General features: G+C 62.9%; 13 protein-coding genes. 10 read left to right on the top strand and 3 right to left on the bottom strand.

The window, feature by feature from the left end; translation table 11 throughout:
- Positions 1 to 15 precede the first annotated feature (15 nt).
- Positions 16 to 1,194 carry a glycosyltransferase family 4 protein gene (locus tag AB8A50_RS13455; RefSeq protein WP_184519109.1) on the bottom strand — a complete coding sequence of 393 codons (1,179 nt, stop codon included), beginning with the start codon at positions 1,192 to 1,194 and terminating at the stop codon, positions 16 to 18.
- Between the two features lie 452 nt (positions 1,195 to 1,646).
- A complete protein-coding gene (locus tag AB8A50_RS13450) occupies positions 1,647 to 2,570 on the bottom strand; it encodes a helix-turn-helix transcriptional regulator (protein ID WP_439077960.1) in 924 nt (307 codons plus the stop codon).
- 149 nt (positions 2,571 to 2,719) lie between these two features.
- On the opposite strand from AB8A50_RS13450, the gene AB8A50_RS13445 reads away from it, so the two are divergent.
- The 6 genes from AB8A50_RS13445 to AB8A50_RS13420 are packed head-to-tail and all read left to right on the top strand — an operon-like array spanning position 2,720 to position 8,731.
- Positions 2,720 to 3,946, top strand: a complete 1,227-nt coding sequence (locus AB8A50_RS13445; RefSeq protein ID WP_231079760.1) for an amino acid ABC transporter substrate-binding protein — start codon at positions 2,720 to 2,722, stop codon at positions 3,944 to 3,946.
- 30 nt (positions 3,947 to 3,976) lie between these two features.
- Positions 3,977 to 4,846, top strand: coding sequence for a branched-chain amino acid ABC transporter permease (locus AB8A50_RS13440; RefSeq protein WP_320445148.1), 870 nt, complete (start codon positions 3,977 to 3,979; stop codon positions 4,844 to 4,846).
- The gene (locus AB8A50_RS13435; RefSeq protein WP_439077959.1) at positions 4,843 to 5,790 is read left to right on the top strand and encodes a branched-chain amino acid ABC transporter permease; all 948 of its coding nucleotides are present in this window, start codon (positions 4,843 to 4,845) and stop codon (positions 5,788 to 5,790) included. Before AB8A50_RS13440 ends, AB8A50_RS13435 begins: the two co-directional genes overlap by 4 nt.
- Positions 5,787 to 6,530 carry an ABC transporter ATP-binding protein gene (locus AB8A50_RS13430; RefSeq protein ID WP_439077957.1) on the top strand — a complete coding sequence of 248 codons (744 nt, stop codon included), beginning with the start codon at positions 5,787 to 5,789 and terminating at the stop codon, positions 6,528 to 6,530. The genes AB8A50_RS13435 and AB8A50_RS13430 overlap by 4 nt, the downstream gene beginning before the upstream one ends.
- Positions 6,523 to 7,245 (top strand): ABC transporter ATP-binding protein, encoded by a 723-nt coding sequence (locus tag AB8A50_RS13425; protein ID WP_320445145.1) that lies wholly within the window; start codon positions 6,523 to 6,525, stop codon positions 7,243 to 7,245. The genes AB8A50_RS13430 and AB8A50_RS13425 overlap by 8 nt, the downstream gene beginning before the upstream one ends.
- A 34-nt stretch (positions 7,246 to 7,279) precedes the next feature.
- The gene (locus tag AB8A50_RS13420) at positions 7,280 to 8,731 is read left to right on the top strand and encodes an aldehyde dehydrogenase (RefSeq protein ID WP_439077956.1); all 1,452 of its coding nucleotides are present in this window, start codon (positions 7,280 to 7,282) and stop codon (positions 8,729 to 8,731) included.
- Positions 8,732 to 8,753: 22 nt separating this feature from the next.
- Here the strand turns inward: AB8A50_RS13420 and AB8A50_RS13415 are convergent, their stop codons facing one another.
- Positions 8,754 to 9,560 carry an IclR family transcriptional regulator gene (locus tag AB8A50_RS13415; protein ID WP_439077955.1) on the bottom strand — a complete coding sequence of 269 codons (807 nt, stop codon included), beginning with the start codon at positions 9,558 to 9,560 and terminating at the stop codon, positions 8,754 to 8,756.
- A 141-nt stretch (positions 9,561 to 9,701) separates the two neighbouring features.
- On the opposite strand from AB8A50_RS13415, the gene AB8A50_RS13410 reads away from it, so the two are divergent.
- The 4 genes from AB8A50_RS13410 to AB8A50_RS13395 are packed head-to-tail and all read left to right on the top strand — an operon-like array spanning position 9,702 to position 14,379.
- Complete coding sequence (locus tag AB8A50_RS13410; RefSeq protein WP_439077954.1) at positions 9,702 to 10,580, top strand: FAD binding domain-containing protein; 879 nt, start codon at positions 9,702 to 9,704, stop codon at positions 10,578 to 10,580.
- Complete coding sequence (locus AB8A50_RS13405) at positions 10,577 to 11,074, top strand: (2Fe-2S)-binding protein (protein WP_320445142.1); 498 nt, start codon at positions 10,577 to 10,579, stop codon at positions 11,072 to 11,074. The genes AB8A50_RS13410 and AB8A50_RS13405 overlap by 4 nt, the downstream gene beginning before the upstream one ends.
- Positions 11,071 to 13,365: a xanthine dehydrogenase family protein molybdopterin-binding subunit gene (locus tag AB8A50_RS13400; protein ID WP_439077953.1), complete on the top strand. Its 2,295-nt coding sequence runs from the start codon at positions 11,071 to 11,073 to the stop codon at positions 13,363 to 13,365. Before AB8A50_RS13405 ends, AB8A50_RS13400 begins: the two co-directional genes overlap by 4 nt.
- A 9-nt stretch (positions 13,366 to 13,374) precedes the next feature.
- Positions 13,375 to 14,379: an amidohydrolase family protein gene (locus AB8A50_RS13395; RefSeq protein WP_439077952.1), complete on the top strand. Its 1,005-nt coding sequence runs from the start codon at positions 13,375 to 13,377 to the stop codon at positions 14,377 to 14,379.
- Positions 14,380 to 14,421 lie beyond the last annotated feature (42 nt).

Below are 14,421 nucleotides of genomic sequence, written 5' to 3'. Positions count from 1 at the left end.
AGCAGGCGCTTGCGATCAGGCGCCGACCGCCATAGCGCCCGGCGCAAATTCGTTCTTCGAGGCTTGCACCTGCTCCAGCAGCTCGATGTAGCGCGAACCGACATAATCCCAGCCGTAATTCAGCGCCGTGGCATGTGCACCTTCGCACAGCCGCGCCAGCGCTGCCGGATCGGAGAAGGCCATCGCGATCTTCTCGGCGATATCTGCGCCGTCCATCTTGATCTGATAACCGTTCACGCCATCGACGAGATAATCTTCGATGCCGCCAACCGGCGTTGCAAAAACCGGCGTCGAGCAGGCCATGGCTTCCATGCAGACCAGCGAGAAAGTTTCATAAGCAGTCGGCAGTACAAAGGCGTCGGCCGCAGCGTAGAGGGCCGGCATATCGGTACGCGATCCCGTAAAGACCAGCCGATCGGCGGAGGTCGTCGCCAGTTTGCGATAGGGCGCGGGATTATCCGAGCCCACCACAAGCATCCAGACATCCGGGCCGAGGCGTTCGAGCGCGCCGATGGCATGTGCCAGACCCTTGCGGCGGAATTCATGACCGGCGAACAGAAGCAGCTTTGCGTCCACCGGGATGCCGAATTCCTGACGGATCCTGAGACCGGCCGCAGTGTCGCGGGCGAAGCGATTGAGGTCGATGCCGTTGGGGATCACGCGGATGCGCGACGCTGGCACCTTGTAGATCTGTTGCAGTTCAGTTGCGACGCGCGGCGAGACCGCGACATACATGCGATAGCGCAGGCCGCCGATCATCCAGCGATCACGCAGGGCCACCCACAGATGCATGGGATTCAGCATCCATGACCAGGAGCCGGCGTTGCGCTTTTCGGCGAGGCTCTGCGCGTTGACCGCGTGCACGACCAACACGTCGCCCGTCAGGCTGTCGCCGTGGCTGATGATGACGGCCTTGGGATGATGATAGGCGGCGCGCGTCGCCAGTAATGTGAAGGTGGGAACGACAAAAGCGCGACCAAGATAGCGCAGGATGCCGCGCGTCTTGATGTGCGAAAGCCAGGCGCCGACGCGCTCGATGCGCGTACCTGGCGTTGCCTTGTCGCCGACGGCGCTGGCGAGAACTGTGTTGGCGATTTTGGCGCGACTGAATGCGCATGCGAGTTCGCTGGCCACGCTTTCAACGCCGCCGACCGAACTCAACTCCTGGACGATCTGGACGATCTCGATGGTCATGGGCCGACACTATGAAAACGGGTGAACGCCAATACCGTAGGTGCGCTGATAAGTCGCAATTTCATCAATATCCTGCTTTCGCAGGCTTTTGTCACCAGCACAACGTCTAAGATTTTGCCTTCGCGATAAGGCATATCAGCGGAAACACTCGGACACAGTCGAGCAAATGCAGCCCTGCCGCGCCAAGTAGTATTCCGCTCCACCTGGAGTCGGTAATTGGCGCCGTCGCATGCGTCTTATGGGTGCAATCCTACGTCGACGACGATCTCGTAGGCACTTTTCACCAGCGCTTCGGGCCTAATGGTGAACGGCGTCTTGAAGTGACATCTGAAACAGAGCGCGGAAATGGATATTGTGACCCCGATTCAATATCGAGTCATGCTTAACGCGCGCTGTTTCAAATTGATCACGCAGGTTTCAAAGAGATACAGCACTGATCGAGCGTGGGACAGTTACGGCCAGGCCGCATAGGACGGGCCGTGCTGACTTGGATCAAGCCGCGCGCGACGCCGATAGGCGCCTGGCGACGCATTCTGATACTTGCGGAAGAAGCGATTGAAATAGCCGGGATCGCGGAAGCCGAGGCCATAGCCGATCTGCTCGACCGGCAGATCGAGCTGCCGCAACCGCATGCAGGCTTCGTGAATCAGGCGCTGATGCACGATGGCGCGCGGGCTGTAGCCCTTCTCGCGCTTGCAATGTGCGTGCAGCTTGTCGTCAGTGACGCCGAGTGCAGCCGCATAGCGTGCGATGGGCCAGCCGTCGCGATAATGCAGTTCGACCATCTGCAGGAAATTGCCGACAAGGCGCGGACCGTCGCCGCGCTGTGCAGCATCGTCGGGGGTTTCCTCCGAAATCACCGATCGCCAGATGTGGAGGCACAGCAACAACACATGCGTCGATGTCATCGTCGCGCTGCCGCGGCCCGGCGTATTCAACTCACGCACCAGCGTGCTGCAGGATTCCGTGATGGCCGCAAAAGTCGTCGCGAGTTGCGCGCCTTCGCGCAGGACCAGCCGGTCGATGGTTCGCCGCAGATGCAGCGCCTCGGCACTGCCGGCGACGGTGCGGGTGAGGACATCGTCCGACACTGAAATCAGATAGCCTTGTGCGCCGGCTTCGACTTCCAACGTGCCTTCGTGATCGCCGGGAAGCCACAACAGGCCGGGGGACTGAATGGCAACCGTGGTGCCGCGCATCGTGGCGGTGCCGCGCCGGGTTTCGATCACCAGCAGGTGCGAGCGCCTGGCGACCGATTGCCGGATGATCCAGCTGCGCGGCGCCAGTCCGGGTGCGAATCTTTCCGCATGCAGTGCCGGAAGCGGCTTCTCCGCGAAGCCGGTGGGACCCGAAACGATGTGCGCGGTCTCAAGCACTGGGACAATCCGTCGCGTGAAATAGCTCGCCTACACGGATCAATACAATCTTTCCCCGGATGCGTCCAATTCCCAGCCCCAAACGCTGGACTAGTCTCCGGCCATCGAACGCCACAAGGCGTCGGTGAAAAGAATTCGGGGAGGATAACATGGTGTCAGCAGTCAAGCGCCTTGCGGCGGGACTACTCGCAGTGGCCGGTGCGGCGTCCGTCGGGTGGGACGGTGCAGCGGAGGCCCAGACGTCGGTCAAGATCGGTTATGCCATCTCGCGCACCGGCCCCGCCGCCGGCGGCGCTGCGGTGACGACGATTCCCAACTACGAGCTGTGGGTGAAGGAAGTGAATGCCGCCGGCGGGCTCAAGCTCGGCGACAAGCGCGTCCCAATCGAGGTCGTCCAGTATGACGACCGGTCGAGCGCAGAAGAAGCCGCCAAGGCGCTGGAGCGGCTGATCACCCAGGACAAGGTCGATTTCATCCTGCCGCCCTGGGGCACCGGCCTGAATCTCGCGGTTGGCCCGATCCTCAACAAGGCCGGCTATCCGCATATCGCCTCGACGGCGGTCACCGACCGCGCGCCAGAACTGGCGAAGCGCTGGCCCAACAGTTTCTGGTTGCTCGGCACCAGCGCCGATGCTGCCAAGACGCTGGTTGAGCTGCTGGTGAAGCTGCGCACTGAAGGCAAGATCGGCGACACCGTGGCGATGGCCAGCATCGCCGACGGCTTCGGCATCGATCTCTCTGGTGCCGCCAGACCAGCTCTTACAGCCGCCAAGTTCAAACTTGCCTATGACAAGACCTACCCGGTCGGCACCCAGGATCTCAGCCCGATCATCAATGAGGTGAAGGCGCTGAACCCCGACGTGTTCATCGCCTTCAGCTATCCGCCGGACACGATCGCGATCACTGAACAGTCACGCATCTCTGGTTTCAATCCGAAGATCTTCTACACCGGTGTCGGCACGGCGTTTCCGCTGTTCAAGCAGAAATTCGGCGCCAATGCGGAAGGCGTGATGGGCATCGGCGGCTGGAATGGCGACAGCCCGGCCATCAAGGACTATCTGGCGCGGCACAAGGCGTCGGCCGCGAATGGCGCGGAGCCGGATCGCTGGGCCAGTGCGGTCACCTATGCCGGCCTGCAGATGCTGCAGCAGGCGATCGAGCGGGTTGGCAAGGTCGATCGCGCTGCGGTCATCAAGGACCTGCAGAGCGGCACGTTCGACACCGTGATCGGCAAGGTGAAGCTTGAGAACAACATGCCGACTAAATACTGGTGGGTCGGGCAGTGGCAGGACGGCGAGTTCTACGGTGTCGGCCCGTCGGGTAACGAGGGCGCACGTGCGCCGGTCGTGCCGAAGCCGGCATGGAAGGCGCAGTGATCGCGTCCCTCCTGTATCTGGTCTAACAGAATGACAAACGCGGTTCTCACCGGCCTCGTGCTGGGCGGCATGTACGCGCTGATCGCCATGGGATTGACCCTGCAATATGGCGTGGCGCGGATCATGAACCTGTCCTATGGCGAGTTCCTGATCGGCGCGGCCTTTGCGTCCTATTGGCTGTTCACCGGCTGGGCGCTCAATCCGCTCGCAGGACTGGCGTTTGTCATTCCGATCAGTTTCGGCATCAGCTATCTCTTGTATCGCGTGTTGCTCACGCCGCTGGTGCGCCGCGCGCGCACCCGCGACGCCCTTGAGGTCGATAGTATCCTGGCCACCTTCGGCATGATGTTCATTGTGCAGGGCATCATGCTGACCATGTTCGGTGGCGCTTACTTTAGTTACTCGTTCCTCGCTGTGCCGGTGACAGTCGTCGGCGAGGTGCTGGCACTCAATCGCCTGATTGCCTTCGGGCTTGCGGTCGTCGTTGGTCTGGCGCTGTATCTCACGCTGACCCGCACGCGGATCGGGACGTCCATCCGCGCCGTGGCAGTCGATCCCATCGCGGCGCAGCTTGTTGCCATCGATGTCACCAGGACATCGGCACTGGCCTTTGCGCTCGGCGGCGCGCTGGTGGCGTCTGCCGGCGTGCTGATCAGCATGTTCCTCACCTTCAGCGCTACCTCCGGCGTGGTGTTCACCATGAAGGCGCTGATCGTGGTCGTGATGGGCGGCGTCGGCAATTTGCTGGGCTGCCTCGTCGCCGGGCTGGCACTGGGACTGAGCGAAGCGCTGGTGGCGACCTTCATCGATCCCGGCCTGACGCTTGCTGTTAACTTTGCGCTGTTCCTCGGCGTGCTGCTGGTGAAGCCAGCCGGCATTTTCGGGAGGGCGCAGCGATGAGCCGTACCCAAATGACGACTGGCGCGATCTGTCTCGCAGCCGTGGTTGCGCTCGCATTTGTCCCGATGATTGTCGATGCCTATCACCTCGCGCTCGCGATCAGTCTCCTGCAATTCACGGTACTGGCGACGGCATGGGGCATGTTCTCCGGCCCGACGCGCTATGTGTCGCTGGCGACCACAGCCTTCTTCGGTGTTGGCGCCTATACGGTCGCGGTGCTGGGCGAGCAACTGCCGTGGTCGCTGGTGCTGCTGATCGCGGCCGCGATCGGGGCTGTCATGGCCGTCATTGTCGGCCTGTCGACGCTGCGGCTGAGCGGTGTGCATTTCGTCATCTTCACCTTCGGCCTCGCCGAGCTCGTGCGCCAGATCGTGGTCTGGTACGAGGTCAACAAGACCCGCGTGCTCGGCCGTTACGTCTTTGTCGATATCACCCAGAACGACATTTACTGGCAGCTGCTGGCGCTTGCCGTCATCGTGTTCGGTACCGGCTGGCTGATCGCCCGCTCGCGCTTCGGCTTCGCACTGCGCATCATCGGCGAAGACGAGACTGTAGCACGGCATTGCGGCATCAATGTCACCATCGCCAAGGTTGCGCTGTTCACCATCACGGCCACCTTCATGACGCTGGTCGGTGCGATCATGGCGCCGCGCTTCACCTATATCGAGCCATCGATCGCCTTCAACGCGACCATTTCCTTCGAGGTGGTGATCATGGCACTCCTCGGCGGTGCGCATCGCCTGTGGGGTCCAGCGCTCGGCGCCATTCCGCTGACGCTGTTGTTCGACTTCCTGTCCGCACGCTTCCCCAGCACATCGACCTTGATCATGGGCGTGGTGTTCCTCCTGATCGTCTATGCGCTGCCGTCGGGCGTGGTCGGCCTCTGGGAGAAGTTGAAAACCTGGCGGCCCACGGCCTCAAAGATGCGGGGAGCGCAGGCATGACCCCCAGTGCAATGCCGGTGCTTCGCATCGAAGGCCTGACCCGCGCTTTCGGCGGTCTCGTCGCTGTCAACGGCATCGACCTGATGGTGCATGCCGGCGAGATTGTCGGGCTGCTCGGCCCCAACGGTTCGGGCAAGACCACGGCGCTCAACCTGATCTCCGGCGTGCTCTCGCCGAATGCCGGTGTGATTGCCTTCGCCGGCCACGACATCGCGGGCTGGCCGACCCATCGCATCGCGCGTCTCGGTCTGGCACGCACCTTCCAATTGGTCCGTGTGCTCGACGGCATGACCTGCGGCGAGAATGTTGAGGCCGGGTTGGCCTTTCATCATGCGCCGCTTGCACGCGACGCGATGGCGGCAGCTGCGGCCGGCCTGCTCGCGCGGGTCGGTCTCGCTGGATTTGGCGGACGGCCCGCATCGGAACTCACTTATATCGACCGCAAGCGGCTCGAACTGGCACGCGCGCTGGCGCTGCAGCCGCGCCTGCTGCTGCTCGACGAATGGCTGGCCGGTCTGAACCCGTCCGAATTGCTGATCGGGATCGAGCTGATCCGATCGCTCAAACAGGAAGGGCTGTCGATCCTGCTGGTCGAGCATGTGATGGATGCGATCCGTTCGCTCTGCGATCGTTGCGTGGTGATGAGCAGTGGCCGCAAGATTGCAGAAGGGCCTGTAGCTGCTGTGCTGAGCGACCCCGCGGTGATCGAAGCCTATCTGGGAGTGCCGGCGGATGCTTGAGGTCTCCAACATCAGCGTCACCTATGGCCAGCATCACGCGCTGAGCGATGCGGCACTCCATGTCGAGCGCGGCGAGATCATTGTCATTCTCGGTGCCAATGGCGCCGGCAAGTCATCGTTGCTCAAGGCCATTGCCGGTTTGCTGCCGTCACCAGCCAAGATCGTCAAACTCGCTGGTCGTGATCTGTCCCGTCTGCCGCCTCATGAGATCGTGGAAGCCGGGCTCGCGCTGGTACCGGAAGGGCGCGGTGTATTCGGCGAGTTGACCGTGGCTGAAAACCTGTTGCTCGGCGCCAATCCAAGGCGTGCGCGGGCGGTCGAGGCAACGCAGCGTGCCAAGGTGATGACGCTGTTTCCGCGGCTCGGCGAACGTCTGGCGCAGACCGTGCGGACCATGAGCGGCGGCGAACAGCAGATGGTTGCTATCGGCCGCGCGCTGATGTCAAACCCCGATATTCTCCTGCTCGATGAACCGTCGCTCGGCCTGTCGCCGTTGCTGGTGCGCGAATTGTTCGCCGCCTTGCGCAAGGTGCGTGAGACCGGCGTCGGTCTGCTGCTGGTCGAACAGAACGCACGCGAGAGTCTGGCTATCGCCGATCGCGGCTATCTGATCGAGAACGGCAAGATCACCGGCAGCGGCACCGCTGCAGCCCTTCAATCCGACGACGCCGTGCGCCGCGCCTATCTCGGCGGTCTCGCCAGCGGCGCAGCCTGAGCGTTCCAAGAAACATTCAACGGAGGACATCGCCATGAACCAGATCAATCTGCTGCTCGAGAACCAGGATGTGCAGGCCATCGACGGCGCGACATTCGATCGTCTCAACCCGATGACCGGTGATATCGCCTCGCGCGCCGCGGCAGCCCAAATCGCCGATGCCAAGCGCGCTGCCGATGCTGCCGCCGCTGCTTTCCCTGCGTGGTCGGCGACCGGCCCGGGCGCACGCCGCGCCGTCCTGCTGAAGGCGGCCGATATCCTTGCCGGCAAGGCCCCTGACTTTATCGCGCTGATGGCGACGGAAACCGGCGCGACTGCCGGCTGGGCCGGCTTCAACGTTCATCTCGCCTCCAACATGCTGCGCGAAGCGGCGTCGATGACGACGCAGATTTCCGGCGAGGTCATTCCATCGGACAAGCCCGGCTGCATCTCGATGGCGATCCGCCAGCCCGCGGGCGTCGTGCTCAGCATCGCGCCGTGGAATGCGCCGGTCATCCTCGGCGTACGTGCGGTCGCGCTGCCGCTGGCCTGCGGCAACACGGTCATTCTCAAGGCATCGGAAATCTGTCCGGGCACACATCGGTTGATCGGCGAGTGTCTGCGCGAGGCCGGTCTGCCGCCGGGCGTACTTAATGTGATCACCAACGCGCCGGAAGATGCGCCCGCGCTGATCGATGCACTGATCTCGCATCCCGCCGTGCGCCGGATCAACTTTACCGGTTCGACCCGCGTCGGCCGCATCATCGCAGAGACCGCCGCCAAATATCTCAAGCCAGTGCTGCTTGAACTCGGCGGCAAGGCGCCGCTGGTGTTGCTCGACGATGCTGATCTCGATGCAGCAGTGGCGGCCGCGGCCTTTGGAGCATTCATGAACCAGGGGCAGATCTGCATGTCCACCGAGCGGCTTGTTGTCGATCAGAAGATCGCCGACACCTTCGTGGCTAAGCTCGCGGCCAAGGCGGGTAGTCTAGTCGCCGGCGATCCGCGCAAGGGCGATACACCGCTCGGTTCACTGATCGGCAAGGATGCTGCGGATCGCATGCAGGCGCTGATCAAGGACGCCGTGGGCAAGGGTGCCCGTGTCGTGGCGGGTGGCAGCGTCGATGGCACGCTGATGTCGGCTACAGTACTCGATCACGTTACCTCGACGATGCGGATCTACAATGAGGAGTCATTCGGGCCGATCGTGAGTGTCGTGCGCGTCGATGGCGTGGACGAAGCCGTGCGCGTTGCCAACGATACCGAATACGGACTATCGGCGGCGGTGTTCGGCCGCGATATCGCCCGGGCGCTGGAAGTCGCCAAGCGGATCGAGTCCGGCATTTGCCACATTAACGGCGCGACCGTGCATGACGAGGCGCAGATGCCGTTCGGCGGGGTGAAGGCGTCGGGCTACGGTCGGTTCGGCGGCAAGGCCGGCATTGCCGAATTCACCGAACTGCGCTGGATCACCATCGAGACCGGCCCGCAGCACTATCCGATCTGATCGTGTCCGTTACACGCGGCCGTCAGAAGCTGACGGCAGCGTAGGCCTTGCTGATAGCTGCGGCCGCGTGCTGTAGATGCTCGCGCAACCTGATCTGGCTGGCTTTCGGCGTGCGGAATGCCGGCGTCACGAAAGAGATTGCGGCGATCACGCCACCGGAATCGCGGACAGGAACAGAGACGGCATAGACGTGCGGCGTGATCTCAGCGCGCGACTCCGACCATCCCTGCTCGCGGATCACGGCGAGCTCGCGCACCAGCAGCCTGCGATGTGGTGCGAAGCCGGGATCGCGCCGAACGGCGTCGTCGAGGATTGTCTCGCATTCAGCTTCGGGCATATGCGCGAGCAGCATCTTCGGGCCTGCACCGCGGTGCAGCGGCAAGGCCGTTCCGACCTCGAAGGTGAGGCGAATGCGTGATGACGATTCTGCGCGCTCGATACATACGGCGCGATCGGCCGAGCGGCGCAGCAAGATGATGGTTTCTCCGACTTCCTGAGAGACGCGCTTCATGAAGGGGCGCGCAATGGAGGCGAGATCGGTACCGGCGCGGGCCGCCTGCGCAAGGCCGATCACGCGCGGCGCGAGCACGAACGAGCCGCGGCCGTCTTCGTCGATGAGGTCGGCTTCGCGCAAGATGCCAATGTACCGATAGGTCGACGACAGTGGCACCCCGATCTGTTCAGACAGGCTTTCTGCGGAATGCCGCGGACGATCGGTGGAGAAGGCCAGCAAGGCGCGAAGTATCTTTCGCGAACTGCCATCTGCAGCAGCAGGACGGTCCGTCTGGTCGACGCGTTTCGACGCAGTTGCGGCTCTCTTGATGGCCAACGGAACCTCCATTCGGTAATGCTTGCCAATGGAAACGGCAGCATGTGGATATCATTTGCGCACCAACAAACATTGCCGTGCGCGTACCTTCTTATAAGATAAGATAGTGTTCTCAGCAATTGAGAAGTAGCAAATCAGCCCATGAAGCTTCCGCCGCTGGACTATATTTGCCCTGCTACGCTGACCGAGGCGATTGCCGCGCTCGCGGTTCATGGCGGCAATGCCAAGGTGATCGCGGGTGGGCAGAGCCTGATGCCGATGCTTGCTTTCCGGCTGGCGGCGCCAAGCGTGCTGGTCGATATCGGACGGCTGCCAGATCTCAAAAGTATCAGTATTTCCGCTGAGGGCATCGACATTGGCGCCCTGGTGACCTGGCGCGACATCGAGCGCGATGTGCGCCTGGCTCAGGCGCATCCATTGTTCGCGGCGGCTATCGCCCATGTCGCGCATTACCAGGTCCGTAATCGCGGCACCGTCGGCGGGAGCATGGCTCATGCCGATCCGGCCGCCGAAATGCCGGGTATCGCGGTGACCTGCGACGCGACGCTGACAATCATCGGGTCGAACGGGACCCGCATCGTGAGCGCAGACGAGTTCATCACCGGCGGCCTCAGCACGGTTCTGGAGGCCGACGAAATCTTGACCAGCATACGTCTGCCGCTCTGGAAGAAGGCGCGGCGCTGGGCCTTCGAGGAATTCGCCCGCCGCCGCGGAGATTTTGCGCTGGCGGGTGTTGCCGCATTCTACGACATCGACGCGCAGGGCCTAGCGTATAATGCCCATATCGGGGTGATCGGCGTTGCCGATCGTCCGATGCGTCTGCCCGGTGTCGAGGCGATCCTCGATGGTCGTCGGATCAATGCCGACGTGATTTTGCAGGCCGCGGCTGTCGCGCGGGATGCGGTCGATCCCGCCGATGATATCCACGCGGAAGCCGCTTATCGGCGTGATCTTCTCGGCGTGTTGCTGGAGCGGGCGCTGGCGCGCGCAGCCAATATCACTCTGCCGGAGGCCGCATGACGTCGGCCCGTCCCGTCCATTTCACCGTCAACGGTGCCGCGGCGACCGTCACGGTCGAACCTCGCACCACGCTGGCGGATGCGCTGCGCAACGAGCTCCGCCTGACCGGCACGCATCTGGGCTGCGAGCACGGTGTCTGCGGTGCTTGCACGGTCATCGTCGATGGTGCCGCCGTCCGCGGCTGCCTGATGCTGGCGGCGCAGGCAGAAGGGCGCGAGATAACCACCGTCGAGGGTCTTGGCAGCGCCGCGCATCTCAGTGCGTTGCAGCTTGCGTTCCGCAAGCATCACGCTTTGCAATGCGGGTTCTGCACCGCCGGCATCCTCACGACGGCCCATGCATTGCTGACCGAAGAGCCGCATGCGGACGAGGACCGCATCCGCGAGGTGATTTCCGGAAACCTATGTCGCTGCACCGGTTATCTGCCAATCATCGCGGCGATCATGGAAGCCCGTATTGCCTATGGCGACGTGCAATGCGAGGCGGCGCAATGAGCGATGTGGCCAAACTCCTGGTCGGCAGCGCGGTCGAGCGCATGGAGGATGCGCGCTTCCTATCGGGATCCGGCTATTTTGCTGATGATCTTGCCGTCGAAGGCATGCTGCATGCGGCGATCCTGCGCAGCCCCATCGCCCATGCACGGATTGTCGCCATCGATGCATCGGCTGCGCTGGCCATGCCGGGCATTCACGCCGTGCTCACGGCCCGCGACGTTGATGGCGATATTCCAGTCATCCCGCTTCGCCTCGCGCCGCTGCCTGAGTTCGAACCGTTTCGTCAGCCGGTCATCGCAAGCGACAAGGTGCGCTATGTCGGCGAGCCAATCGCTATCGTCGTCGCCGACAGCCGCGCACTGGCCGAGGATGCGCTGGAGACGATTGGCATCGAATTTGAAGTGCTATCCGCAGTCACCGAGCGCGGCGCAAGTGAAACTCCGCTGTTCGACTTCGCCGAAGATAACGTTGCGCTGCGCTACGATGCCGGGTTTGGCGATGCCGATGCGGCCTTTGCGTCGGCGGACTATGTGCGCACCGAGCGCTTCAGCGTGCAGCGCCACACGGCGCTGCCCATGGAGACGCGGGGCCTCCTCGCAGAATGGAATTCATCGGCCGGTCGGCTCCTGGTCACAGGCGCGACAAAAGTCACGTTCTATAACCGCCGCGCGCTGGCGCAGATGCTGGGCCTTCGCGAGGATGACATCGATCTGATCGAGATCGATGTCGGCGGCGGGTTCGGTGTACGCGGCGAAATCTATCCCGAGGATTTCCTGATCCCCTTCGTTGCCCGCAAACTGGCACGCCCGGTCAAATGGATCGAGGATCGCCGCGAGCATCTGATGGCGATCAATCACTCACGCGATATCGCATGCGAATTGTCGCTCGCCTGCCGCAGCGACGGAATGATGCTGGGTCTGCGTGGTCGCGTATTCGCCGATATGGGGGCCTATATCCGCACCAATGGCGGCGTGGTGCCGGCCAAGGCGGCGCAGTTTCTGCCTGGTCCTTATCGCATCCCCCATGTCAGCGTGTCGGTCGAAGCCTTCATGACCAGCAAGACGCCGGTCGGCACCTATCGCGGGCCGGGCCGCTTCGAGGCGAATTTCTTTCGCGAGCGGCTGATCGACATGGCCGCGATCGATCTCGGCATCGACATCGCCGAATTCCGGCGCAAGAACCTGATCACCGAACAGGAATTGCCTTATCCGATCGATGGGCTCGTACCCTATGAAGGGCCGACATCCTACGACACCGGCGACTATGTCGAGGTGTTCGAGCGCGCCTTGAAGGAGATCGGCTGGCACGAGAAACGTCATTTGCAGGGAAAACTGATCGATGGCGTACGTCATGGCATCGGGCTCGGCTGTTTCGTCGAAAGCGGCGGTGCCGGCCCGAAGGAAAACGCGGCGCTTACCCTTGAAAAGGACGGCTCGCTGACGGTGGCCGTCGGCTCATCCGTGCTGGGGCAGGGATTGGAGACGGTGCTCGGCCAGATCGCATCGGATACGCTGTCGATCCCGTTCGATCGCATCCGCGTGCTTCATGGTTCGACCACGCTGCTGGATGAGGGCTTCGGCACCTATCATTCGCGTGCGGTGGTGATGGGTGGTTCGGCCGTGCTCGACGCCGCCACCCGGCTCCGCGAGAAGATCCTGCAGCAGGCGTCCAATCACCTGGGCAGGCCGAACAGTGAGTTGAAGATCATTAATGCGAACGCCATCGCCGATAACGGCGCGTCAGTGTCGTTTGCGGCACTCGCAGCCGGGCGCGAATTGCAGGCAGACGGCACTTTCTCCAACGATGTGCGCACCTATAGCTACGGCACCCATGCGGCGCATGTCACCGTCGATCCACGCACGGGTGCGGTGAAAGTCCTCGATTACATCGCAGTCGAAGATGTCGGTCGCGCCATCAATCCGGCCATCGTGCACGGACAGGCGATCGGCGCCATCGTGCAGGGACTGGGTGGCGTTTTCCTCGATCATCTGATCTATGACGATCAGGGACAGCTCTTGAACGCCTCTCTGGCCGATTATCTGGTGCCGACCGCGAGCGACTTTCCGGTGCTGCGCGCGGTAACGCTGGAGCTGCGGCCGTCGCCGAGCAATCCGCTGGGTGCCAAGGGTGCGGGCGAGGGCGGTATCGTTGCTGTGGCCGCAGCGACGGCCAATGCTGTGGCGGCAGCGCTGGCGCCGCTCAATGTCGAGATTCATCACTTGCCGCTGACGCCGCCGCGTCTGTGGCGCCTCATCAAGGATGCGCGCGAGCGCACGACCAATGCCGCATAGGGACTGATTGTGCCGATCGATATCCATGCTCATTATGTGCCGCCGCAGCTGCTGTCCGCCATCGATGGCCGCGGCGCATATTGCGGCGTCAGGCTGCTGCCGTCGGGGAACGGAAAGCCGCCGGCGCTCGGCTTCGACTATGGTTTCAGGGTTCGGCCGTTCTTCCCGCAACTGGTCGAGCCGGTCGAACAACGCCGTGCCAGCCTCGACCGCCAGGGTCTCGACCGGCAGCTCATCGCCACCTGGCCGGACATCTATGGCTACGGTCTGGCGAAAGATGCCTGCGCGCATTGGCATCGGATGCTCAACGATACGCTCGGTGAGTGGTGCCACACGAACAACGACCGCTTTTCCTTTGTCGCATCGGTGCCGCTGGTCGATGCTGCCGACGCTGCGGCCGAACTCGACCGCGTCGTGGATCTCGGCGCCGTGGCGGTCATGGTCCCGGCCAATGTTGAAGGTGTCAATATCGGCGAGAAGCCGCTCGATCCGTTCTGGGCCAGGGCGGAAGCCCTGGGGCTGCCAGTCATCCTGCATCCCGTGCTGGTGGATGCTGCGCCACGCGCCGCAAAATTCGCGCTGACGCAGATCGCCCAATATACGTTCGATACCACGCTCGGCATCGGCTCGATCATCTTCTCGGGTGTGCTCGATCGCTTCCCGGCGCTCTCGATCGTTCTCAGCCACGGCGGCGGTACGTTCCCGTATCTGCTGGGTCGCTTCGATGTGATGCATGCGCGGATGGATCGCGCGGGGCAGGGCGATGTCGCGCAATGCGACCCGTCGGTCTACGCGTCGCGTATCGGCTATGACAGCATCGTTCATGCGCCGAAAGCGTTGCGTTTCCTGGCCGATACCGTGGGCATCGAACGCGTTGCGCTCGGTACTGACGAGTCCTTCCCGCCGGCGGATCGCGATCCCCTCGCCAGCGTCAAGGCTGCGGGCTTTTCCGCTACCGATATCGAACTGATTACTGAAACCAATCCGAGGCGTCTGTTTCCACGTTTGCCCTGAGCTGCGGCGCGTTCTGCCGTATCATCTTCATGCGAGATAAAG

The sequence above is a fragment of the Tardiphaga sp. 841_E9_N1_2 genome (assembly GCF_051811065.1).
Taxonomy (GTDB): domain Bacteria; phylum Pseudomonadota; class Alphaproteobacteria; order Rhizobiales; family Xanthobacteraceae; genus Tardiphaga; species Tardiphaga robiniae.
Note: the sequence above shows the minus strand (reverse complement) of the source record. Positions and strands in the feature narration are given on the sequence as shown.

Excerpts from the sequence above, each read along its gene's own strand:
- AB8A50_RS13455 (WP_184519109.1), bottom strand. The coding sequence starts at position 1,194 with ATGACCATCGAGATCGTCCAGATCGTCCAGGAGTTGAGTTCGGTCGGC.
- AB8A50_RS13445 (WP_231079760.1), top strand. The coding sequence starts at position 2,720 with ATGGTGTCAGCAGTCAAGCGCCTTGCGGCGGGACTACTCGCAGTGGCC.
- AB8A50_RS13440 (WP_320445148.1), top strand. The coding sequence starts at position 3,977 with ATGACAAACGCGGTTCTCACCGGCCTCGTGCTGGGCGGCATGTACGCG.
- AB8A50_RS13435 (WP_439077959.1), top strand. The coding sequence starts at position 4,843 with ATGAGCCGTACCCAAATGACGACTGGCGCGATCTGTCTCGCAGCCGTG.
- AB8A50_RS13430 (WP_439077957.1), top strand. The coding sequence starts at position 5,787 with ATGACCCCCAGTGCAATGCCGGTGCTTCGCATCGAAGGCCTGACCCGC.
- AB8A50_RS13425 (WP_320445145.1), top strand. The coding sequence starts at position 6,523 with ATGCTTGAGGTCTCCAACATCAGCGTCACCTATGGCCAGCATCACGCG.
- AB8A50_RS13420 (WP_439077956.1), top strand. The coding sequence starts at position 7,280 with ATGAACCAGATCAATCTGCTGCTCGAGAACCAGGATGTGCAGGCCATC.
- AB8A50_RS13410 (WP_439077954.1), top strand. The coding sequence starts at position 9,702 with ATGAAGCTTCCGCCGCTGGACTATATTTGCCCTGCTACGCTGACCGAG.
- AB8A50_RS13405 (WP_320445142.1), top strand. The coding sequence starts at position 10,577 with ATGACGTCGGCCCGTCCCGTCCATTTCACCGTCAACGGTGCCGCGGCG.
- AB8A50_RS13400 (WP_439077953.1), top strand. The coding sequence starts at position 11,071 with ATGAGCGATGTGGCCAAACTCCTGGTCGGCAGCGCGGTCGAGCGCATG.